Origin of the sequence: Campylobacter devanensis (assembly GCF_002139915.1) — a bacterium.
Taxonomy (GTDB): Bacteria; Campylobacterota; Campylobacteria; order Campylobacterales; family Campylobacteraceae; genus Campylobacter; species Campylobacter devanensis.
Genome location: NZ_CP018788.1, coordinates 88,965 through 111,239, shown reverse-complemented (window position 1 = coordinate 111,239; position 22,275 = coordinate 88,965). Strand labels below are relative to the sequence as shown.

General features: G+C 32.6%; 23 protein-coding genes and 3 pseudogenes. 5 read left to right on the top strand and 21 right to left on the bottom strand.

From position 1 onward, the window contains the following. Nucleotide 1 precedes the first annotated feature (1 nt). Nucleotides 2-1,059: pseudogene (locus tag CIGN_RS00600) on the top strand (NAD-dependent epimerase/dehydratase family protein). Nucleotides 1,060-1,122: 63 nt separating this feature from the next. Further along, nucleotides 1,123-2,148: a GDP-mannose 4,6-dehydratase gene (locus CIGN_RS00595; RefSeq protein ID WP_086251210.1), complete on the top strand. Its 1,026-nt coding sequence runs from the start codon at nt 1,123-1,125 to the stop codon at nt 2,146-2,148. Between the two features lie 49 nt (nt 2,149-2,197). On the opposite strand, the pseudogene gmd reads toward CIGN_RS00595, so the two are convergent. After that, a pseudogene (gene gmd / locus CIGN_RS00590) lies at nt 2,198-3,097 on the bottom strand (GDP-mannose 4,6-dehydratase); the annotation flags it as partial. Between the two features lie 234 nt (nt 3,098-3,331). Here gmd and hddA point away from each other — a divergent pair. The 3 genes from hddA to hddC are packed head-to-tail and all read left to right on the top strand — an operon-like array spanning nt 3,332 to nt 5,616. Then, nucleotides 3,332-4,351, top strand: a complete 1,020-nt coding sequence (gene hddA / locus CIGN_RS00585) for a D-glycero-D-manno-heptose 7-phosphate kinase (RefSeq protein ID WP_086301943.1) — start codon at nt 3,332-3,334, stop codon at nt 4,349-4,351. Beyond that, the gene (gene gmhA2, locus CIGN_RS00580; RefSeq protein WP_086226129.1) at nt 4,339-4,935 is read left to right on the top strand and encodes a D-sedoheptulose 7-phosphate isomerase; all 597 of its coding nucleotides are present in this window, start codon (nt 4,339-4,341) and stop codon (nt 4,933-4,935) included. Before hddA ends, gmhA2 begins: the two co-directional genes overlap by 13 nt. Continuing rightward, nucleotides 4,936-5,616: a D-glycero-D-manno-heptose 1-phosphate guanosyltransferase gene (gene hddC / locus CIGN_RS00575; protein WP_086301942.1), complete on the top strand. Its 681-nt coding sequence runs from the start codon at nt 4,936-4,938 to the stop codon at nt 5,614-5,616. Between the two features lie 173 nt (nt 5,617-5,789). On the opposite strand, the gene CIGN_RS00570 is transcribed toward hddC, so the two are convergent. From CIGN_RS00570 to tpx, 20 genes and pseudogenes are all read right to left on the bottom strand, one after another. After that, nucleotides 5,790-6,551 (bottom strand): RICIN domain-containing protein, encoded by a 762-nt coding sequence (locus CIGN_RS00570; RefSeq protein ID WP_086301941.1) that lies wholly within the window; start codon nt 6,549-6,551, stop codon nt 5,790-5,792. Further along, nucleotides 6,548-7,372, bottom strand: a complete 825-nt coding sequence (locus CIGN_RS00565; protein ID WP_086301940.1) for a cytolethal distending toxin subunit B family protein — start codon at nt 7,370-7,372, stop codon at nt 6,548-6,550. Before CIGN_RS00565 ends, CIGN_RS00570 begins: the two co-directional genes overlap by 4 nt. After that, nucleotides 7,369-8,124, bottom strand: coding sequence for a ricin-type beta-trefoil lectin domain protein (locus tag CIGN_RS00560; protein ID WP_086301939.1), 756 nt, complete (start codon nt 8,122-8,124; stop codon nt 7,369-7,371). The genes CIGN_RS00565 and CIGN_RS00560 overlap by 4 nt, the downstream gene beginning before the upstream one ends. Nucleotides 8,125-8,298: 174 nt before the next feature. Beyond that, complete coding sequence (locus CIGN_RS00555) at nt 8,299-9,543, bottom strand: protoporphyrinogen/coproporphyrinogen oxidase (protein WP_086301938.1); 1,245 nt, start codon at nt 9,541-9,543, stop codon at nt 8,299-8,301. Nucleotides 9,544-9,665: 122 nt separating this feature from the next. Beyond that, the gene (locus tag CIGN_RS08545) at nt 9,666-9,746 is read right to left on the bottom strand and encodes a hypothetical protein (RefSeq protein ID WP_491844265.1); all 81 of its coding nucleotides are present in this window, start codon (nt 9,744-9,746) and stop codon (nt 9,666-9,668) included. Continuing rightward, nucleotides 9,743-9,954, bottom strand: a pseudogene (locus CIGN_RS08540) (DUF8374 domain-containing protein). The gene CIGN_RS08545 and the pseudogene CIGN_RS08540 overlap by 4 nt, the downstream one beginning before the upstream one ends. Nucleotides 9,955-10,685: 731 nt before the next feature. Then, nucleotides 10,686-11,411 (bottom strand): glycosyltransferase family 2 protein, encoded by a 726-nt coding sequence (locus tag CIGN_RS00545; protein WP_086303179.1) that lies wholly within the window; start codon nt 11,409-11,411, stop codon nt 10,686-10,688. Between the two features lies 1 nt (nt 11,412). Beyond that, a complete protein-coding gene (locus tag CIGN_RS00540) occupies nt 11,413-11,754 on the bottom strand; it encodes a hypothetical protein (protein WP_086301936.1) in 342 nt (113 codons plus the stop codon). After that, a complete protein-coding gene (locus CIGN_RS00535) occupies nt 11,741-13,087 on the bottom strand; it encodes a DUF8374 domain-containing protein (RefSeq protein ID WP_086301935.1) in 1,347 nt (448 codons plus the stop codon). Before CIGN_RS00535 ends, CIGN_RS00540 begins: the two co-directional genes overlap by 14 nt. Next, a complete protein-coding gene (locus CIGN_RS00530) occupies nt 13,080-13,424 on the bottom strand; it encodes a nuclear transport factor 2 family protein (protein ID WP_086301934.1) in 345 nt (114 codons plus the stop codon). The genes CIGN_RS00535 and CIGN_RS00530 overlap by 8 nt, the downstream gene beginning before the upstream one ends. Next, on the bottom strand, nt 13,417-14,139 hold the full coding sequence (locus CIGN_RS00525) for a glycosyltransferase family 2 protein (protein WP_086268305.1): 723 nt from the start codon (nt 14,137-14,139) through the stop codon (nt 13,417-13,419). The genes CIGN_RS00530 and CIGN_RS00525 overlap by 8 nt, the downstream gene beginning before the upstream one ends. Next, on the bottom strand, nt 14,136-14,771 hold the full coding sequence (locus CIGN_RS00520) for an HAD family hydrolase (RefSeq protein ID WP_086226139.1): 636 nt from the start codon (nt 14,769-14,771) through the stop codon (nt 14,136-14,138). The genes CIGN_RS00525 and CIGN_RS00520 overlap by 4 nt, the downstream gene beginning before the upstream one ends. Continuing rightward, nucleotides 14,758-15,240 (bottom strand): PI-PLC domain-containing protein, encoded by a 483-nt coding sequence (locus CIGN_RS00515; RefSeq protein WP_236844761.1) that lies wholly within the window; start codon nt 15,238-15,240, stop codon nt 14,758-14,760. The genes CIGN_RS00520 and CIGN_RS00515 overlap by 14 nt, the downstream gene beginning before the upstream one ends. Nucleotides 15,241-15,305: 65 nt before the next feature. Next, nucleotides 15,306-15,428 carry a hypothetical protein gene (locus CIGN_RS08390; RefSeq protein WP_257789253.1) on the bottom strand — a complete coding sequence of 41 codons (123 nt, stop codon included), beginning with the start codon at nt 15,426-15,428 and terminating at the stop codon, nt 15,306-15,308. 186 nt (nt 15,429-15,614) lie between these two features. Continuing rightward, nucleotides 15,615-17,288: a polysaccharide biosynthesis/export family protein gene (locus CIGN_RS00510; protein WP_086301933.1), complete on the bottom strand. Its 1,674-nt coding sequence runs from the start codon at nt 17,286-17,288 to the stop codon at nt 15,615-15,617. A 111-nt stretch (nt 17,289-17,399) separates the two neighbouring features. Further along, nucleotides 17,400-17,762 (bottom strand): hypothetical protein, encoded by a 363-nt coding sequence (locus CIGN_RS00505; protein ID WP_086251216.1) that lies wholly within the window; start codon nt 17,760-17,762, stop codon nt 17,400-17,402. Between the two features lie 5 nt (nt 17,763-17,767). Next, entirely contained in the window at nt 17,768-19,123 is a 1,356-nt protein-coding gene (locus tag CIGN_RS00500; protein WP_086226143.1) for a cytochrome P450, read from the bottom strand. A 10-nt stretch (nt 19,124-19,133) separates the two neighbouring features. After that, nucleotides 19,134-20,234 carry an acyltransferase family protein gene (locus tag CIGN_RS00495; RefSeq protein WP_115633442.1) on the bottom strand — a complete coding sequence of 367 codons (1,101 nt, stop codon included), beginning with the start codon at nt 20,232-20,234 and terminating at the stop codon, nt 19,134-19,136. 121 nt (nt 20,235-20,355) lie between these two features. Further along, nucleotides 20,356-21,537 (bottom strand): replication-associated recombination protein A, encoded by a 1,182-nt coding sequence (locus CIGN_RS00490; protein ID WP_086301931.1) that lies wholly within the window; start codon nt 21,535-21,537, stop codon nt 20,356-20,358. Nucleotides 21,538-21,706: 169 nt separating this feature from the next. After that, nucleotides 21,707-22,231 (bottom strand): thiol peroxidase, encoded by a 525-nt coding sequence (gene tpx, locus CIGN_RS00485; RefSeq protein WP_086301930.1) that lies wholly within the window; start codon nt 22,229-22,231, stop codon nt 21,707-21,709. Nucleotides 22,232-22,275 lie beyond the last annotated feature (44 nt).

Genomic DNA, 22,275 nt, shown 5'->3' with positions numbered 1-22,275 from the left:
AATGGATAAAAATTCTAAAATTTATATCTCCGGGCATAGAGGCTTAGTAGGTAGTGCAATTATAGAGGAATTGCAAAAGCAAGGATATGCAAATTTAATATATAAAACCCATAATGAACTGGATTTGATTAATCAAAAAGCTGTAAATGAATTTTTGAACAAGAAAAACCTGATTATGTATTTTTCAGTGCTGCTTTTGCGGGTGGATTTATCAAACAAAAGAAATATCCGGCTGAATTTTTATACAATAATATCATGATGCAAAATAATGTTATTTGGGCTGCTGCAAATAATGGAGTTAAAAAGTTAATTTATCTAGCTTCTGCATGTGTTTTTCCTAAGGATGCGCCATTGCCATTAGAAGAAAGATATATGCTCGAAGGTGCTTTTCAACCTAATAATGAAAGCTATGCTATAGGCAAAGTAGCAGGAATTAAACTATGTGAATATCTAAATTTAGAAAAAGGAAAAAACTTTTTATGTGTAGCACCAACTAGTATTTATGGAGAAAATGATAATTTTAATATTGAAGATTCGCATGTACAAGCCGGTATTTTTAGAAAGATATATCTAGCTAAAATGCGTAATGAAAATAATATAAATGCTCTTTGTAAGGATTTAAATTTAAATCAAAAAGAGGCTTTGGAATTTTGCGATAAGCATGGTATATTTGACAATTATATCAAGATGATTGGTACTGGTGCTGCAGCTAGAGAATTTGCCAATTCTAGAGATTTAGCTGGATTTTGTATATATTTAGCACAAAATATAGACTTCAAAGATCTTTGCGAATATGATGAAAATGGTAATCTTATAAGTTCATTTGTAAATTTTACAGATGGAGAGCCAGTAAGTATAAAAGAGCTATCGTTTTTAATTGTTAAGTTGATGGATTATAAAGGTGAGTTAATTTTTGAAAAAGAACTAAGTCGCAATGATGGAACATTAAGAAAAACAATGAGTAGGAAAAAAATTAATAAACTCGGATACCAAAATAAAATTTCGCTAAAAAATGGTCTTAAAAAAATGATAGAAATGTATGGTGTTTGGAGTAGATAATTTATAATATTTTTAGCAATTAAATGCTACCATAATGTAATTCAATTTTAAGGAAATTTAATAATGAAAGCTCTAATTACAGGATTTACAGGGCAAGTAGGCTCTCAAATGGCTGATTTTCTACTAGAAAATACAGATTATGAAATTATAGGTATGATGCGTTGGCAAGAACCTATGGATAATATCTATCATTTAAGCGATAGAATCAATAAAAATGATAGAATAAGCGTATATTACGCTGATTTAAATGACTATTCAAGTATTCAAAAGCTTTTTGAATTTCATCGTCCGGATGTTATTTTTCACCTAGCTGCACAGTCTTTTCCTAAAACTTCTTTTGATATTCCAATCGAAACACTACAAACAAACATCATAGGCACAGCAAATATATTAGAAAATATAAGAGCCTTAAAACAAAAAGATGGTTATGACCCAGTTGTCCATGTATGCTCATCAAGCGAGGTTTATGGTAGAGCAAAAGTTGGAATAAAATTAAATGAAGATACCCCATTTCACGGCGCTAGTCCATATAGCATTAGCAAAATCGGAACTGACTATTTAGGTAGATTTTATGGCGAGGCTTATGGTATTAAAACCTATGTAACTAGAATGGGAACACATAGTGGCCCAAGGCGTAGCGATGTCTTTTTTGAAAGTACAGTAGCTAAGCAAATTGCCCTAATAGAAGCAGGCCTGCAAGAGCCAATTATAAAAGTTGGAAATCTATCAAGTGTTAGAACTTTCCAAGATTGCCGTGATGCTATTAGAGCGTATTATCTTTTATCGCTAGAGAGCCAAAAAGGCAAAGTCCCTTGCGGAGAGGCTTTTAATATAGCAGGAGAAGAGGCATTTAAGCTACCTGAAGTTATAGATATATTGCTTGGATTTTCAAAAAGAGATGATATCAAAATTCAAGAAGATGCTAATAGACTTCGCCCAATTGATGCTGATTATCAAATGTTTGACAATACCAAAATCAAAAGCTTTATCAATTGGAAGCCAGAGATTCCAGCTAGAAAGATGTTTGAAGACCTGTTAAATCATTGGAGAGATGAGATCAAAAAAGGTAGAATCCCTCTAAATAGATAAATTTATATACTTAAAGATAAATAGCAATATTGCTATTTATCTAAATTTATTACTCATAATAACGCATAATTTTAAAACCATTATTTTGTAAAAATTGATCTTTTTTCATCAAATTTAGATCGCTTTGCATCATATCATCTACCAAATCAGATAAAGAAAATTCTCTTTTTCAACCTAATTCATTTTGAGCTTGGCTTGGGTCTCCTAACAATAGATCAACCTCTGTAGGTCTAAAATATCTAGGATCTATTTTCACCACTACTTGGCCTATTTTAAGATGAGATAGATCGATATTTAAATTCAAAGCCTTTTGATAATCTATACTTGATATCACGCCTATTTCATCAACGCCTTGACCCTTAAATTCAAGCTCTATCCCGCAATACAAAAAAGCTAATTTCACAAAATCCCTAACCATTGTCGTTTGTCCAGTAGCAATCACCCAATCTTTTGGCTCTTTATATTGGAGTATAAGCCACATCATTTTTACATAATCTTTAGCATGTCCCCAATCTCTTTTTGCGTTTAGATTTCCTAAATATACACAATCTTGTAAATTTAAAGCTATTTTAGAAACAGCTCTAGTAATTTTTCTAGTTACAAATGTCTCGCCACGAATCGGACTTTCGTGATTAAACAAAATTCCATTACAAGCAAAAATATTATAAGCCTCCCTATAATTTATAGTAATCCAATAAGCATACATTTTAGCCACGGCATAAGGACTGTGTGGATAAAATGGAGTCTTTTCATTTTGCGGTATCTCTTGAACTTTTCCATATAATTCAGATGTAGATGCTTGGTATATTCTTGTTTTTGATTCTAAGCCTAAGAATTTAACCGCCTCTAAAATTCTCAAAGTTCCTAAGGCATCGGCATTTGCTGTGTATTCTGGCGTTTCGAAACTCACATGTACATGGCTTTGAGCTGCTAAATTATATATCTCATTAAGAATTCATTTAATAGCTTTTATGATAAAGATATTGATAAGATTAAAAAATTATTAGAATCAAAACACTCAATAAAAGAAATTTGGACTATTTTAAACTATAATCAAACCAAAAGCTATGTTGGTTTTTACTGCTTTTGTAACAATAGAAAATTAATATAATAGTTTAATACTAGTTTTAATTTATTTAGGTTATAATTAATCGTTCCATTTTTTAAAATATTAGGAAATTTTATGAAAATTATTCGTTCTCAAACCCCGCTTAGATTAGGATTAGCTGGCGGTGGTACAGATATCAATTTATATTGTGATAAATACACTGGTTATGTTTTAAATACTACGATATCCCTTTATATTCATTGCACATTAATCCCAAGAGATGATAACACAATTATATTTGATTCGCCAGATACTAACTCATACGCAAAATACAATAGCAAATTGCATTTAGAAAATGATGGAAATTTAGATATTTTTAAGGCAGTTTATAATCGCATTGTAAAAGATTTTACCTATAAACCTTTAAGTTTTTCGCTCCATACATATTCAGATGTCCCTAGTGGAAGTGGCCTTGGTGGGAGCTCTACTCTAGTCGTAGGAATAATTCAAGCATTCACAGAATGGCTAAATCTACCACTTGGAGAATATGATATAGCAAAACTTGCTTATGAAATCGAGCGTGAAGACTTAGGAATCGTAGGTGGCGCTCAAGATCAATACGCTGCTACCTTTGGCGGATTTAACTTTATGGAATTTTATGACAATAAAAGAGTAATTGTAAATCCATTAAGAATCAAAAATTGGATCGCTAGCGAGCTTGAATCTAGAGTAGTTTTATATTTTACCAACATTACTAGAGAAGCCAAAGATATAGAAGAGCACAAAAAAGGCAAATTAGGAGATAGCAAATCACTTGAGGCAATGCATGCGATAAAACAAGATGCGGTAGCTATGAAAGAGGCTCTATTTAGGGCTGATTTTGATACTATAGCTCAAATTTTAGGCAAATCTTGGAAATCTAAAAAAATTATCTCCGATATAGTTAGCAACGATGAATTAGACAGAATTTATAATCTAGCTATGGAAAATGGCGCATATAGCGGCAAAACTAGTGGAGCTGGAGCGGGTGGATTTATGTTTTTCTTAGTAGATCCAATCAAAAAATATAATCTAATTAAAATTCTAAATCAACAATCAGGATATGTCCAAGACTTCTCATTTACCAAAGAAGGAGCAAAATCGTGGAAATTATAAATCAATATATAAAAAGTCATTTTGAAGACTCAATACAAGTAAAAAATCAAATTTTACAAGATAAAGCCCTAATAGAGCTTATCCAAAAGGTGGCCTTAATCACTACAAATGCTTACAAAAATGGCTTTAAAACCATGCTCGCTGGCAATGGCGGGAGTGCTGCCGATGCCCAACATATAGCAGGTGAGTTTGTAAGTAGATTTTATTTTGATAGGCCCGGAATTCCTAGCATAGCCCTCACTACTGATACAAGCATTTTAACAGCTATTGGTAATGACTATGGGTATGATAGATTATTTGCTAGACAAGTTCAAGCCCAAGGCGTAAAAGGTGATATTTTTATAGGAATATCAACAAGCGGAAATAGCACCAATATCATAGAAGCCCTAAAAGTATGTAAAGAAAAAGAGATAATCTCTATAGGGCTTACTGGTCAAAGCGGCGGCAAAATGGCTGATTTGTGTGATTATTGTATCAAAGTGCCATCAAATTGCACCCCTAGAATTCAAGAATCTCACATTGTTATAGGGCATATTATTTGTGCTATCGTAGAAGAAGAGATATTTGGAAAAGGTTTTAAATAGATGAATAGCCCTAAAGAAGCGATCATATTATGTGGCGGACTTGGGACACGCCTTAAAAGCGTGTTACCAAACCTGCCAAAACCTATGGCGCCTGTTAAAAACAAACCTTTCTTAGCGTTTATCCTAGAGTATTTAAAAAGACAAAATATCAAAAAAGTTATCTTGGCCGTTTCATATAAATATGAAATAATACAAAATTATTTTCAAAATTCATATCTAGATATAGAGATTGTCTATAGCATAGAAGATGAGCCACTAGGCACTGGTGGAGCGATTATGGAAGCTTTAAAATTAGTAGATCAAAATAGCGTATATATACTTAATGGTGATACAATTTTTGATATAAATCTAAACAATTTAAAACTAGATGATAGCAAAATTTGTATAGCTTTAAAACATATGAATAATTTTGATAGATATGGGAGTGTAAATATCGATAAAAATCATAATATAACAGCATTTAATGAGAAAAAATTCACACCCGATGGATTTATCAATGGCGGAATTTATCTAGTTAGTAAAGATATATTTGACGATTTTAGTTTAAATGCCAAATTCTCATTTGAAGAGTTTTTTCAAAATAATTTTTTAGCTCTCAAAGCTAGAGCCTGCGTATTTGATGACTACTTTATTGATATTGGAATCCCGCAAGACTATCAAGCTTTTATTGATATTAATTAATTTTCTTCTATAACACAATCTTATTAATTTTAAATTTAAAATTGAAATTTTAAATTTAATAAATAATTTTTACTTTATTTAGTAACCTAAATTCATCCACCAAACCTAAATTTCTTATAAGATTTATTTATATTTTGATCGGAATTTGATTGATTTAATCTACTTATTTTAACTCAATCCACCGGTTGGATTATGGCTGCTTCTTTTATTTCAGGCATAATAGCCCAAAGTTTAGATGCATCTACGCTAAAGCCCTCTCTTAATTCACATCTATTTATTCCTACTCTTTGCCATGGCTCTAAATTTGGATTTTCAAATGTACTTATACACTCTTTACCACCTAGGACTAGTGATCTTATCTCTACAGCATCACTTAGTAGTGGGATGAGTTGAAATACAGTTTCAAACTTCTTTCTATCTAAATCCCCAATACAATTCTTTAAAGCAAAAAATCCACTCTCATCAATCCCGAGGCAACTATTTATATCATTAGCTGATACAAACTGCACATACTCAAGGCTTAAATGTGCAAAGCTATCAACCCTTTTAATCTCACTAATTATAGTTGGCTCAAATGCCTTAATCTCTCTTAGGTTATAATTAAAAGTTTCATCTGATTTATTTAAATTGACTACTAAAGGCATACCTGTATCAAGTGATCTTAGACTTAAAGGCAAGGTAAATGGATCAAACCCATCTTGATTATTTGAGCTAGTTAAGATTGGTGTTTGTGTTTTTTCATCTTTTAATAATGGATCTCTATCTGGGGCTTTTGTTTCATCTGGGGCTTTGCTTATATCTCCTGCAAATCCCTTAGAGTCATCAAGCTTTAAAAAGCTCATATCTTGCTTTGGTTGTTCTACTTTAGCTCCGCTACAACCAATGATAAATATAGAGATTAAAGATATTAAAGATATTTTTATAGCTATTTTCATGGAAATCTCCTAAATGTTACAGGGAAGTGATCACTTGCTATGTGAGTTCTAAATCCACTAAAGAATGTGCTAGCTGATATTGGTGGTAGTGGTGCTGGTGCGATAGCTCTATTGGAGTTACCTACTACAGCGTAATCTAGAGTTCTTCTAGCACTTATTTGAGTTATTGCGTTATTAGTAATTATCCTAGTTCTAAGTCTTAACTCTAATTCAAATGAGCTAAGTAGATCTACAGGTTCTCTATTAAAATCCCCCATTATAATCCAATTGGTATTAGCTAGGGTTGGGCTGCTTTGAAAGAATAGATCTATATTATGAACTATAGCTGAAGCATCAGCTCCGCCATTAGCTAATGCGTGAATACTAAAGAATGCATCATTATTAATTCTAATTCCTAGCATTGGTCTTGAGGCTGTTGTCGGAGGTGGTCGTAAGAATACTTCATCAGCTTGTCTTCTACTAGCTAGGGCTAAATTTACTCTATTACCACCTAAATCTGTCCTAGCATAATATATAAAGATTAGATCAGGTCTTAATCTTGTGCCTATATTCCACACATGTTCAGTTACAACCACACTAGTACCAAATGCTCTAAACTCCCTTCCAGTTGGCTCGGCTGTAGCAGGTAAGGTGCCAGCTTCTTGGATGGCTAAGACATCTATTCCATTTGCTCCTGAGAACATTTGAGCTATACTAATGCTCCATTTAGCCTCGCTACTAGCACTTGAGCCTTGCATATTCCAAGTGGCTGTTTTAAAATCATCTATATTAGCATATAAGCTTATAAAGCTAAATAATAGTATTATTAATAGATTTTTCATTGTTGGTATCCTAAGAGTGGTGAGGTTGGTGCTGCTTCAGGGATAAATACCCATTGTTGATTGAAATTTGGCTTAAAATTACACTCTCTCATAGCAAGACTGTAGTAGCTACCAGTTTGAGTTAGTGAGCCAAGATCTGTTGTGATACACTTACTAGAAGCACTAGATTTTATCTGAATGGCGCCATTATCCATAGCTGATAGTTGCCATTGTTGGGATTTGTTATTGATATCACAATCTCTGTGAGTTATACCACCACCTTCATCATGGATACAAGTATTAGTAAGGAAATTTATAATCAAAGCTATATCATTACCTAGATTTAAAACTTGCCAAGACCTAGCTCTACCAAACTCTTTAGAGTTATCTAAGGTATATCCCCATAGCCAATTACCAGGAACTAATGCCCAAACGGTTATTGCTGAGCCACCCTTTGGGTTTATTATAGTTAGTGGTGCTGATTTAGATCCAAGAGATGGGGATGAGCCTAGAGCAGCTGGGGCGGTTAATAGCGGTGGCTGGGTTATTTGGGGTAGTTGATTAGCTGAATTTGGCTGATTATTTGATGGGGTTATATTTGTTTGGTTGGTGGGGTTATTTGGGTTTGTTAAATCAAATTTATTTAATATAGGAGTTTTTAGAGAATTACGAGTGAAGTTATCATCTATAATAGGCGGAGAATATGGCGCTTTGCTTGAAGAGCAAGATATGAAAATTAAAGATATAAAGAGCAAAAATAGCAAATTTCTCATTTGTGGCCTTTTGGAATTTGATAAATTAATATTAATAATTGTTCTTGGTTATTATAAGAAGATCATTATTAAAATTTAATAAAATTATTTATTTAATATCTATTTTATAATGCCAAAGTTATAGTTTCATAATTTTTAAAAACTACACTTTGGCTTGAAGACAATAAAAATCAATTACAAGTGCATAGATTTTAATTTATTAGCAAGATCAATTGATCTTTTAATGCAAACATCCATATTATAATACTCCCATTCACCAAAGCGCCCATGAGAGATTAGTCCCAATTGATTAAGATAATCGATGGCACTTTTTTTGGCCGAGCTGTAATTTAAGTCAAAATGCACATAGGCGTGTTCTGTAACATTATAATCAATAGGATTTTTTAAAAACGATAATTTCTTACCTTCTTGTACTAGCTTTTCGTATGGCACATTGCCTATAACTTCTGTTGTACAAAATTTACCATTTGGCTGAACAATCGAGCCGGTATTGCTAATTCTATGGAAACCTATTTTCGGATCTGGAATATATCCCCATGTGAAATTTAAACTACCATCTGTTTCCCAAAGTATGTTTGTAACTCTATTAAATTTAAGTTTTTTAAATGCGCTCAAGGCTTCACTTGGAATATTAGATAGTAAATTTGGGATTAAATCAAGTGGTGTTGTGTTAATCAAAATACCATATTTTTTCTCTCCATTTACAATCCACTGGTTATTTTCTTTCGTTATATTTTTAACTTCATAATTTGTGAGAATATTTAAGCCATCGCCTAAAGCTTCTATAAATGTGTTTTGATTATTTGTTTTAGGATAATAGAAATTTTTATGAACCATAGTATCATTTGGCCTATTTAATATAGCATCATAAAATCCTCTTTTAGTTGGTACTGGGAGCTTCATTTGTTTTTCATCTTCTATCCAAACACTATCCATCTCTTTAGGTGAAATTTGCCATATTTTTGTATTGTATGGTATAAAATACTCTTTAGATAATGTCTCTCCAAAGTGGTTTATAAACCATTCTTGCAAATTTGCCCCACTTTCATAAGAAGCATTAAACATTTCATTTGTGATTTTAAAAGCTAAATTCGAATCTATTTTATCTATTTGATTGATAGAAAATTCGATTGGATAGCTAATCCATCTATCTCTAAACAGCACCTCTGCTTTTCTAGGAATATAATTCCATTTATCTTTTGGCAATACTGTATCAAAAACAAATTTCTTAACATCATCATATTTAGAATCAAAGCAATGGCCACCATTTACATGATAGGCCATACCATTTACATCTCTTGTTCTAGCTATGCCACCTACGACTGATTCTTTTTCTAAAACTTCTACTTCAAAATCATCTTTTAACAATCTAGCCACAGATAAACCAGATATTCCAGCACCTAAAATACCTATTTTCATTTATACTCCTTTTGACATAAATTTTAATTATTTATTTTGATTTTAATCCTTGATTTATATAAAAGATCATTATTCATTATATCATAATATCAATAAAAACACCATAAATACGCCTATTTTATTTATCTATTTTTTATCTTTTTTATATCAAATATAAATTTAATATATCCGCCTTTATACCAATCTCTACTCGCCTTTATCAAAGCCTCTCAAGTTTGTAGCTTAAATTCTCTTTTATCTTTACAGCCTCATTGTAATCTGGATATGATTCAAGTGGTGGGAGCTTTAAGCTTGGGTTAGCTTTAATCTTTTCATTATAGGCTATTTGTTCCTTTTATACATATCTTTTATATAGCTTAATACATAAGGCATTCTTATATATCCCCATATGCTTTTAGAGTTTGCTATCATAGCTTTAGATAATTTATCTTGTTCTATTTTTAATTTGGCCGCTAATGAGCTATTATATCCAAGAATAAAATCTCTTCTTTGTAAGAAAAAATCTCTATACAATTTATAATCGATCATTATTATAAAGAGTTCTAAGCACTTATCTGGCTCAAAATCATTATGTGGATAATTAGTAAAATAAACTATATCACCCTCATTTATATATCTTATATCAATAACAGGCATTCTCACAAATGGATTAAATGCTGCAAAGCAATGCTTTTGTGGTAATGGAAAATTTTTCATACTACCTTTTGTGTATAAGTCTATATATCTTTGTATATTAAGAGGCGATGCAAACAAAATATCCATTCTAGTATATAAAATATAATCATATTTTATACTATTTTCTTTTTCATAGGATTCTCTTAGTCTATTTCCTCTTTTTTTAGATTCGCCCCCCCCGTGAGCACCTTCTTGTAGATGTTCTACTAATAACTTTTTTGGTTTATATACTCTTTTTATATCATCTATATCATTTTGACTTAATAGATTAATGTCGAATAAATCCTGTCCATTATGCCAACTTCTATCACTGCTGCTACTCATATCCCAAGTATGTATAAATATATCAATTTGCCAACCATCTTTTAAATTAGGTTCAACTATATTTTTAAAAAAGCTCTCATAAGTCTTTTTATATGTTCTTGTATGCCCAAAAAATTGTATAGCTAATCTTTTTTGGATCATAATTATCCTTTAATAAATTTTATATATTTTTGTAAATCATCTGGAGTTCCTATACCGTGCATATCATCAAAATTCATCAAAAAACAGCCAATTTTTGCTCCGTTTTTAATTGCATAATTATAGGCTGGAGCAGTATAAAATTCATTATTAACTCTATCGTTTCTCGCAATCATATCTATAGCCGAATCTACAAATAAACTTCCTTTAGAAAATAGATAAATTCCAACTGTAGCAATATCAGATATAACCTCTTTTTCTTTTACTTCTACAATTAGCTCATTGTTCATTTTTACAAAAGACCATTTGGGGCTTTTTTCTAAATCTTTAAAACATAGAATTGAGCCATCTAAGCCCCTGTCAAGTGTGTCATAAATATATTTTTGGATATCTATATCTACGATTTGATCTGAATTTGCTATCATCAAAGGCGTATCATTATTTATAAGTTCTCTAGCGTGTAAAACAGAACAAGCAGTGCCCTCTGTCAGAGTCTCTACGCATACAAAGCTAACATTATAATCTTTGGCTATTAAATTACATAGCTCTTTTTCTTGTTCGAAATGGGATTTTTGTAAAATGATTATATAGTGTGCATCATCAACTTTTAAATTCTCTAAAACTCTTACAATCATCGGCTTACCTAGCACATCTATAAAAGGCTTTGGCTTGGTATATCTTTCTTTGGCAAATCTACTCCCAGCCCCTGCTGCTGGTATCAAAATATTTATTTTACTCATTGTTGTCTCCATATTTACCTAGATATTTATCATTTTTAGCGGCTGGGATTTTGACTACTACATTTTGAGAATCTTCTAAAGCCTCAAAATCCGTATCTTCAAATGGGACTATCGTGATGATATCGCCTTCGCCATATATCACGCCGTTCATTTTAACTTTGCCTTTGGTTATCACTGTGATTTCGGTGGCTATTTTGTGATAATGCCTCTCTTCATAGTCGCCTTTTTTGTAGCTTTTTACCCCTACTTCTACTTGATCTGATTTTAATACATTTGGTTCAAAATCACCTACAAACCAACCACGAATCATACTATCTAAATTATCGATTTTCATTTTTTGCCTTTTTATGCTCTTTTATTATGCGCCTAATCTCAAATAGTAGCCAATACCCCCCCCCACCGGTGATAAAGCCTTTGTTATTTGCTTTTATCAAAGCCTCTCCAAGTTTGTAGCTTAGATGGTTTTTAATCTTTATGGCTTCATTATAATCTGGATAGGTCTCAAGTGGTGGGAGCTTGAGATTTGGATATTTCTGAATAGATTGTCGATAAATCGCTTCATCTATTTTATGATCTCTTTTAATTTTTAGCAAAGCAAATAGTAGTGTATATATAGGCAATTCAATAATTGCTTGACCCAATTTATAACTCAACTGATTTCTTACTCTCTCATCTGCATTTTGCGATTTTAATATTTTCTTGCAAGTCAAAGCTTTGAAAAAATCACTAGGATCATTGAGTTTAATACTTTTCCAATGCTCTTTATCTTTTTTTATCGCTTCATTTAAGGGCGGCATAATAGGATTTTTTTTGATACGAACATACGGAAGTAAAGTCTTGCTATCTATCTGTTCTATACCTAAAAAAGCAACACATTCATAAAGCACACGATGGTCTATGCCGCCCTCGTAAGCTCCATTGCCACCTAATTTATAACAACAACAAACACCTCCATCTTTAAATGCTTGAAAGTATGGCAAATGAGAATATTTTTTAGCTTTATCAAATAAACTTAAAAATTCTAAAACAGCATATCTTCTGCCAAAAAATTGCATATCGGATGTTGAATTTGAATGGTGCATTGCTATATATAGCTGATTATCTTTTAATTTTTTTAAAGTATCAATGCTAAAATTTAGCGTATATTTAAAATCTGGTCTAATATGTATAATATAATCATAATAAAAATTATGCTTTTCTTCATAATCTTGTATCAACTTTGCTACTCTTGTGTAATTATATGTCATTTTTAAACTAGTTGCAACATCTAACTTGCAAGGATATTTTTGTAAAAACTCTCTCTCATTAGATAAATAAACACCTTTTACATTTGGCAATTTTTGTATTTTATTTAAAATTTTAGATGTTATTGGTCTATCAATTTCTCTATTCAATGCATTATAAATGTTTGGACATTTATCTTTAAATTCGGCGTTGACTACGACAATTTCTTTTGGCGCTGCTTCTATAATATTTTGACTATATAGTATTCTAAGCCATCCTGGACTGCCACCACATAATCCCATCCAAACTTTATAACTATCCCATGAAGCAATAAACACATCGGCATTCAATGGCTCAGCAATGCCGTTAATTGAATTTCTGATATCTTCTATAAAATTTTCACCCCTAAAAGCTCCACTTATACATAATGCTACCTTAGCCATTTGCCACCTCCTCATACAGATATGCTCTAAGGGCTGAAATTTTGTAATTTTCATTCCACTCTATGATATCTACACCCTCTAAATGCTTATCATCTAAAATCAGTATAAACTCTATAAAGCTAGTTTTGTCATCTGTGTAGATATTTTTGGCTTTAAAATTTACATTTTGGCAATTGTTAAAAATATTTAAAATAGCTTTTAGGCATTTATCTTTGCCTTCTAACCTTTTAACGATTGGATCTTCTAATGAAAACTCATCGCTTAACATGCTTGATATAGCATCCAAATCTTTTGCGTTAAAACTATCTATATAATCTTGAGTTAATCTTTTAAGCATTTTTAATCCTTTCATAATCTCTAATCTTTTCCATACTATAAAAAGTATGATATAACTCATTATCTATCTTATATACTCCAACATTTTTACCAATTAAAATAAGCTCATTTAAGGTAGGTGCTATATAGAATTGCCCATTTAAATGAGAGTCGTTGATTATCATTTTTTGACTAGCTTGGATAAAATCCACACCTTGTTTGTAATAATAAAATCCCGCAATTGCATTTTTGCTAATTGGCTTTTTCTCCACTGCTTCTATCACATTTGAGCTATTATCCACTCTTACATAGGCCCATCTAGGATGGATAGAGTCAAAGGCGATTACCCCAGCATCATAATCTTTGAAATAATCTAAAACAATATTTAAATTTATATCAAAAATTTGATCTGCATTAGCGATGATTAGTGGTGAGTTATCATCTATATAATCAATAGCCAAAAGAGCGCTACACGCCATACCTTGTGTAGGGTTTTTAAGCGTGATGATATGAGCGCTTGGGTCTAATACCTTGATAGCTTCATCTAGGTGAAATTCGCTTACATCATCATCTTTAAGTATAAAAATAAATTGCTTGTTGGTAATCTCTTTATAATTATCTATCAACATCTCTATCATGGTTTTACCACAAATCTCAACAAAAGGCTTAGGAAAGATAATCTCATCTTCTTTAAAAAAATTGCTTTTCCCCGCTAGTGGAATAACGATATTTATCATAAATCCCCCTTTTGAAATTTAAAAATATGCTCTTTGATATTTTCATAATTGACATCGCTAACTTCTTTTACTATCATCACATTAGCCCCACTTGCTCTTGCTGCTTTAATGCCGTTTTCATTATCTTCTACTATCATACATTCATTTGGTTGTAACCCAAATTTGGCTATAGCTTTGTTATACATCTCTGGGTCTGGTTTGCCGTGCTTGACATCTTCATTTGAGATATAGAAATCCAAATATGGATTAAGGGCGGCTTTTTGCATCATTACATCAATTGTATTATAGATAGAATTAGAACAAACCGCCATTTTATAACCCTCTTTATGTAGTTTAGATAGGGCATATTGGTGATAAAATCTAGGCTTACAAGATTGATAGACAATCTCCATTGTATAAAGTTGCTTCATTTGATTAATAAAATTATGTAAAGATTTAGGCAGTTTTCTATCAACTGATAATATCTCTAGCTTTTTCTTTGTCGGTAGTCCATCAAATGTGGTTAAATGCTCTAAATAGCTAATCTCTAATCCAAATAGCCTAAGCGCTCTATTTAACGCTTCATAGTGCCAATCTTTGGCTTCTATCAATACTCCATCCATATCAAAAATTACTGCTTTAATTTGACTCATTAAAAAACCTCCTAGCTTCTGCTACTTTATCAGTACATAGCATTAAATTTGGATTATTTAATCTAATTTCAATCTCTTTATACTCTTGCCACTCTTTGGTATAATCTCTTTTATGTAAATCTGGTGAGACTATGCAAATTTGTTTGTTATTTTTAAGGTGAGATTCTATGATTTTTTCATCTATCCAATGTGTGTGAAATTCATCTAGCCAAATCCCTTTGGCATCTTGATAAAATGGCGGAGTAATCTCATACTCACTTTGGCGTGTAAAGACATTTAATCCATATTTAATATAGCCTAAAGCATCTGGAACGGACATATCAAAGACGAAGTAATTTTCTATTTTATATTTTTTAAGTATGGATTTAAGTTCTATTTGTAAGCCGTCTGATTTAATATTTAGAGCTAGAGTTGAGTTGGTATGAATATTATAATTAGAGTATAGAGATAGAAAATCATCTAAACTCAAAGAGTCTTTTGTAGCGATATCATGGGAGATTACAAGTGAGCCATTATAATCTCTAATATCAGTCTCTACCCCCCCCTATAAGGTTGAGATATATCTTTTAGGCAATACTCAAATTCTTTTTTAAATGCTATGAGATGGTTTTTTTCACTGCTATATTGCCACCAACCACGATGGGATAGTATCTGCATCATAAGACCTTTGATTTTTGTTAAAATTTAAAGTCTCATTTTAGCTAAATTTTATTTAAATAGGCATAAATTAAACGATAAATTAATTTGATATTTTAAATTTATATGATTTTTAATAGCGAAATTTAACTTAAAAATTTAGATAGACAAAATAAAAATTAAATTTATTCTCTCTATCTAATGTCTTTACAGATCTATCACCACTTTAGCAGCTATTGCTAGTTGATATAGAATTTGAGTTAAGATACTTGTAGCTTGAAGAGTTTTGCCTTCTACCTTTGGTAATACCAAAATTGAATCTCCAGGATAGACATTCTCGCCACTTGAAGCTCTAAATTTACCAGCTTTGCCATTAGCTGATACTAGGATAACTCTACTACTATCAGCCCTAGCACTTAGATCTCCAGCCATCTCGATATAATTTTCTATATCAGAATCAGCCACATGAGTAAACGCCCCTGGCATAGAGACTTCGCCTTGGACAATTACTATGTTATCCTTAGTTGGGATATATATCGTATCATCTTCTTGCAATACAATCTGATTTATATCATCTTTATTGCTAATTACTACTTGACCTTTTGGCTCAACCTGTCTAGCGCGTTCTATAAACTCCAAAATAGATTTAGCTTCAGCAGCTCTGATTTGAGCTTCTTGCGTAGTAGCTGATGATGTCGTAAGTGCGATAGACTCTAGCTCCCTTAGATGTGAATCTATAAGATTTTTTTGCATTTTTGCTACACTTTTTCTAAAAAGTTGAATAGCATCTACATTAGACTGTGCATTAAATCCAATCTTTTCCATAATCTCGCCAAGCGTAGTCCCTTTAGGTACAACAATCGCACGAGCTCCGCTATGTTCGCCATCTATATTTATACGCACTTCAGTTGCAGCATGGTCAGTCATAAACTCCACAGCATCTCCAGCCCTTAATTTCACAGAATCAAATTTTGTTAAAGGATAACTAGTAATTTGAATTTGGCTATTATTATAGCTTTTTACTATAGCTTGGGTTACTACTGGCTTAATTCCTGCTAGTCTTGCTAGCTCTTTTAGGCTCATTGAGTTATTTTTAGCCTCAAATCTATATGAGCGTAGCACTTCTCCACTAGCACTCATATATGCTCCCACACTACCAACCAAGATCACATCGCCATTTTTTAAAGCAAACATCTCAATCTTGCCATCAACCATAAAATCATACAGATCTATACTCTTATATGGCTGGTTATTTCGCACTACAGTAATATTGCGAAAGCTTCCATATTGTGGATTTATACCACCGGCCTTATCTATAAACTGTATAAGAGAATCTGAACTAAGCCCTTGATAAAGGCCTGGCTTATTTACATTACCAGTAACAAATATAGATACATTTTGATAAATTCCCATATCAGCATATACATGCACATTCTCTTTAAATACTCTTTTTACACTTTTTGAAATCACATTAACTAAATTTGAATTTTTCACACCAATAAGCTTAATAACCCCAACTTTTGGTAAAAATATATTACCTTGAGAATCAATCGTTAATTGTTGTTCAAACTCATATGCGCCCCACAACTTAACATTTACAATATCGCCAATAGCCAAAATATAATCAGGATTATAAATATGCTGGCTTACCATTGTAAAGTTGCCATTAAATAAATTTTCACCAAAAACCATTTGAATTGGCTCTGTGGAACTTATAGTGAGATTGGCATCTTGTGGGATTAGCGCAGCTTGAGATTGCGAGTTTGCAATTTGAGCTTGAGAATTTACCGTAGCTGAATTAACTGAATTTATAGAACTAACAGGTGCAATTGCTATTGCTGCAGTAGTAAAAATAGTCAAAATTGATAATATTTTTTTCATTTTTTAATCTTTCAATTTCCAAATACTAAGTGCTAAATTTTACTTAAAATCAAGTAATAAAGAGCTTAAAATTATCTTTTTAAATATTTACATATCTAAATTAAATTTTTATTATTTTTTCTTTATACCTATTGTCTGCTCATTTAGCCTTCTTGAGAGCATTAGATCGATAATTGGTTGCTCTCTTTTATTGGCTCTTTGGCAGTGGTTTTTTTGGAATTTATCTGTTATAAAAATCACAATTTTAGCCCATCTTTTATGACGCATTCTCCATGCGTGACTAGAGACTGACTCCCATGCATATCCATTAAATACAGCTGCATTGACAAAGTGATCAAGTGCTCTAACCCCTTGTCTAGCACGAGCTGGATTACCAAAAGTCCCTACAATAGCAATATAGATATAACCCACTACAGCTAGTGGGACAAGTACGCATAAAAGCACCGTCCCAGCTAACTTCTCTTTAAATCTCAAACGTGCTACCTTTTGCTCATCTTAATCATCATTCCATTGGCTGAGCGAACTGTGAGCCTACCGACAACATCGGGGATAAACCCATCTTTTAGCTCCAACTTAAATTCGCGTAAAATATTAGCTAAAATTATGATCGCTTCTTGCATAGCAAAGCCTTGTCCGATACAAATTCGCTCACCTAACCCAAAAGGCATATATTTTTCTTTTGGAATATTTTCATTATGTCTATCTGGTCTAAACTCATGTGGAGCATCCCAAAAATCATCATGCCTATGAATTAGCCATGGTGCAACGACAACTCCTGATCCTTTTTGCAGCACCTTATCTCGTATTTTAGCCTCACCCTTGCTTTGACGAGCAAAGAATCCAACTGGTGGATATAGTCTTAGAGCTTCTTTAAAGACATTAGTTAAATACTTCATCTCTTTAATATCTGAAATGCTAAATTTGCCATCTTTATTAATGCTAATTATCTCATTATATGCTTTTTGCTGAGCGTCTTGATCAAGGCTTAAACAGTATAGAGTCCATGTTAGAGAGCTTGCTGTTGTCTCATGGCCTGCTAAAAATAGCATTGATACTTGATCTAAAATCTCTTCAAAACTAAAACGCTCCCCGCTACTAGCATCTACTGTATGTAAAAGCGATGAGAGAATATCACAATATGTATCGCTCTCATAATTTTCATATCTAGGTTTAATGATATCTGAAAGACTCTTTCTAATTACAGCTCCGGCTTTCATTCTCTTATTTTCTCCAAGGATATTTGAAAGCCATTGTGGCACACAAAAAAACTTTCTAATAGCTGTTCTAGCAGTCTCTTCTTGAAATGTTACAAATGCATGCAATATCTCTTTGCCTTTTATCTCATCTAGCTTAGAACTCATAATAGTACGAAATATTACATCTGCAGTTACAAATGTCATATGCTCATCAACCTCAACAATAGATCCATCAGGATATTTTCTAAATCTATCCATCATATCAGCAGCCGCACTACTCATCAGATCAAAAACCTTACTAATCCTAGTCATCTCAAAGCTAGGCCGCAAAAGCTCTCTTTGCTTTTTCCACACCTCGCCATTAGTAGTAAAAATACTAACGCCCAAAAGAGGCTTTAAAAGCTCATGGAGCATATCGCTTTTTGGGAATTCCTTGACATTATCTACCATAATTTTGCGAACTTCTTTAGGATCATTTACCACAAAAAGATCAAATCCAGGCATCTTAACTCTGCCAGCTCTCATCTTATAGCTTTTTTCATATAAACCGTCTAGCCACGATCTGCGCTTGAGCAAAAATGTCGTTATTAGTCCAGCTTTGCTACTATGCGGTTTTGGGTGAAATGGACAAACTCCCATGATTGACTCCTTAAAATTTCTTATCTTCAAGTTTATCGGGGTCTATGGTTAGATAAAAATAATCATACCCACCACGAATTTGAGTTGCTTTAAGATACAAAAAATGAACTTGATACCACTTATATCTTATATTTTTGTATGTTTTTTTATCATAAATTTTAAAAAATCCAACTGATATTAGCTTTGGTGATTTAGCATTTTGTCTTAAAAGCTTGATATAATCTACCTTAAAAAAGCACGCTCCATCAATCTTAGAGCTAAAATCTAGCCAGGTGATGCCAGAATTTGCTACTATCTCAAGCTCTTTTTTAAATTTATCTGCGTATTTATGAAATGATACAAGCGGAATACATCCGCCTATTAAAACAAGCTTTAAATTTGATATATTTAGCCCTTCAATCTTGCTTTTTTCTATCGCTCTTGCCACGCTACTAATAGCTATAATCGCCCCAACGCTATGCGCTACTATCATCACTTCATCATTGGTATTTTGGTTGTTTTTTAAGCTTTTTATAATCTTATTAGCAAAGCTCTCATTTCTCTCATCTGCACCTTTAATCTCGCTTCTAGCATATTTATAACAAAATCTATAAATGCTAAGTAGCCAAAACATCCCCGCATTCATCCCTAGATAAAATATCCCCTTAGTAGCTAGATAAAAGAGTAAAATAGAGCAAATAATCCACAAAATATAATTTTGGATAAAATAGCCAAGCCCGTAACAAAAAAATCCTGTCAAAAAATATGACAACAATATAAAAACTATAGGATAATATCCAGCAATCAATTGAGTGCGTGAGTATCTAGCCACCATATAGACAGCGCCGGATATAGGGTAATTAAAGAGTGCCACAAACAAAGCCCCAAAAACTTCAAAAAATCTTTTACAAAAATGCTCTTTTACTATATCATTCCAAATGAGAAAATTATATTTGGTTTTAACGCCCTTATAATCGACATTAAAATATGGTGAAACATCTATTTGGAATTTGCTTATATTTAGCTCATTTTGTTCTATTGCGCTTGTTTTATGGATATTGTTTTTAAAGATGGAGTAGTAGTATTTTGGGCTTCTAGGATCAAATCCAGCTATATAAAACACTTCTCGCACTACACCCCCCCCCATTTTTATTTTATTAATTATGAAATTTATAAAGTGGCTATTCTAGCAAATTTAATCATAATCAATACTTAAATTAAGATTAAAAATACCCTATTAGCCTCACTATAAACTAGTTTTTAAATTTGATTTTTTCTATCCAATCATCTAAAGTTTTTTCAAATCCAATAGAGTTACTATAATAGAATTTAATATCTTTTTGCATATATTTTTGCTCCACCCATCCGCCAAAATCATGCGGATATAGATAGTCTTTTTTGGCCTCATCTGTATTGATAAGATATGGTGGCACTGGTAAGGCTGGGTTTTTAGCTATATAATCTAAGGCTAAATTTATAGCCTTGTAGCTAGAGTTGGATTTAGGCGAGCTAGCTAGATATACGGCGCATTGACTTAGGATAATTCTAGCTTCTGGATAGCCTATTTTTGATACTGCTAGCATGGTATTTGTGGCTACATTTAGTGCGTTTGGATTGGCATTGCCTATATCCTCACTAGCGAAAATCACCATCCTTCTAGCCAAAAACTCAGGCTCCTCCTCTGCTGCTATGAGTCTTGCAAGATAATATATCGCCGCATCGATATCGCTGCCCCTTAGGCTCTTTATCATCGCACTTATTAGATTATAGTGAGTATCTTTGCTACTGCTACCTTCACTAAAGCTAGAGCATCTTAGGGTTTTTAAAATCTTTAAATTTATATTTTTATCCACACTTAGGGCGTATTCTAGTAAATTTAGCATACTTCTAGCATCGCCACCGCTAGAGCTGATGAGATAATCCTTAGCACTCTCATCAATCTCAAAATATACGCTCTTTTGAATATCAGCTAATAAAAGCTCCAAATCCCTATAAGATAGCGGTTTAAACTCAAATATCATCATCCTAGAGCGGATTCCGCTACTTACAGAGAATTTAGGATTTTCGGTGGTGGCGCCAATTATAATACATTTTTTCTCTTCCATTGGGATCAAAAGCGTCTCTTGTTGGGTCTTGCTAAGGCGATGAAATTCATCGATAAATATAAGTGGCAAATATAGTGAGCCGTCAAATTTAGCTATGATTTTACGGACTTCTTCGCTTTTTAAATTCGCCCCATCAAGCTCGAAAAATTCATAATCCATCTCCTTAGCAATGATCTTAGCCATCGTAGTTTTACCACTTCCAGCCGTGCCGTAAAACAAGCTATGCGGGATATTTTTATTCTCTATAAATTTCGTAAAAATTTCTCTAATATCATCTTGACCTACCATTTGGCTGATTTTTGTCGGTCTAAATTTAAGGCTTAAATTCATATTTTTCCTTCTATCTATGATGGTTGAGTGAAATTATACAATAATAAAAATCTTTAAATAGCTAAATAGTAGAAAATGGATTGAAATTAGTATAAATTAGCGAAATTCAAAAGCGATTATGGCTCCAAATTTCGCTAAAAAGCGTGATAAAATAACGCTTAAAATTCACTTAGTGAGAGCAGCCGCAACCGCAACCACCGCCGATAGCTTTCAATGCTGCGTCGTAGTTTGGCTCAGTTGTGATTTCGCTAACTAGCTCTTTATAAACTACAACACCATTTGGGTCAATTACGAAAATAGCACGAGTTAGCAATCCAGCAAGCGGGCTACTAGCTAGCAAAACACCATACTCTTTGCCAAATTTCGCACCTCTAAAATCACTAGCCACTCTTAAATTTTCGATTCCTTCAGTCAAGCAAAATCTCCCCATAGCAAATGGAAGGTCTAGTGATATAACCGTAGCTTCAACATTGCTTTTGCTAGCTACTTTTTGGTTAAATGTTCTAGCTTCAGTCGCACAAACTCCTGTATCTAGGCTTGGGACTACTATTAAGACTTGGAATTTTCCACTTGCGCCACCTACTTTTAGGCTAGATAGATCCTTAGCTACTAGATCAACTTCTGGCGCTCTTTGGCCTACATTTACAACATTTCCTTCTAATTCTACTGCTGTACCTTTGAAAGTTACTGACATATTAAATCCTTAATTAAATTTGTAAATGCAATAATATCAAAATT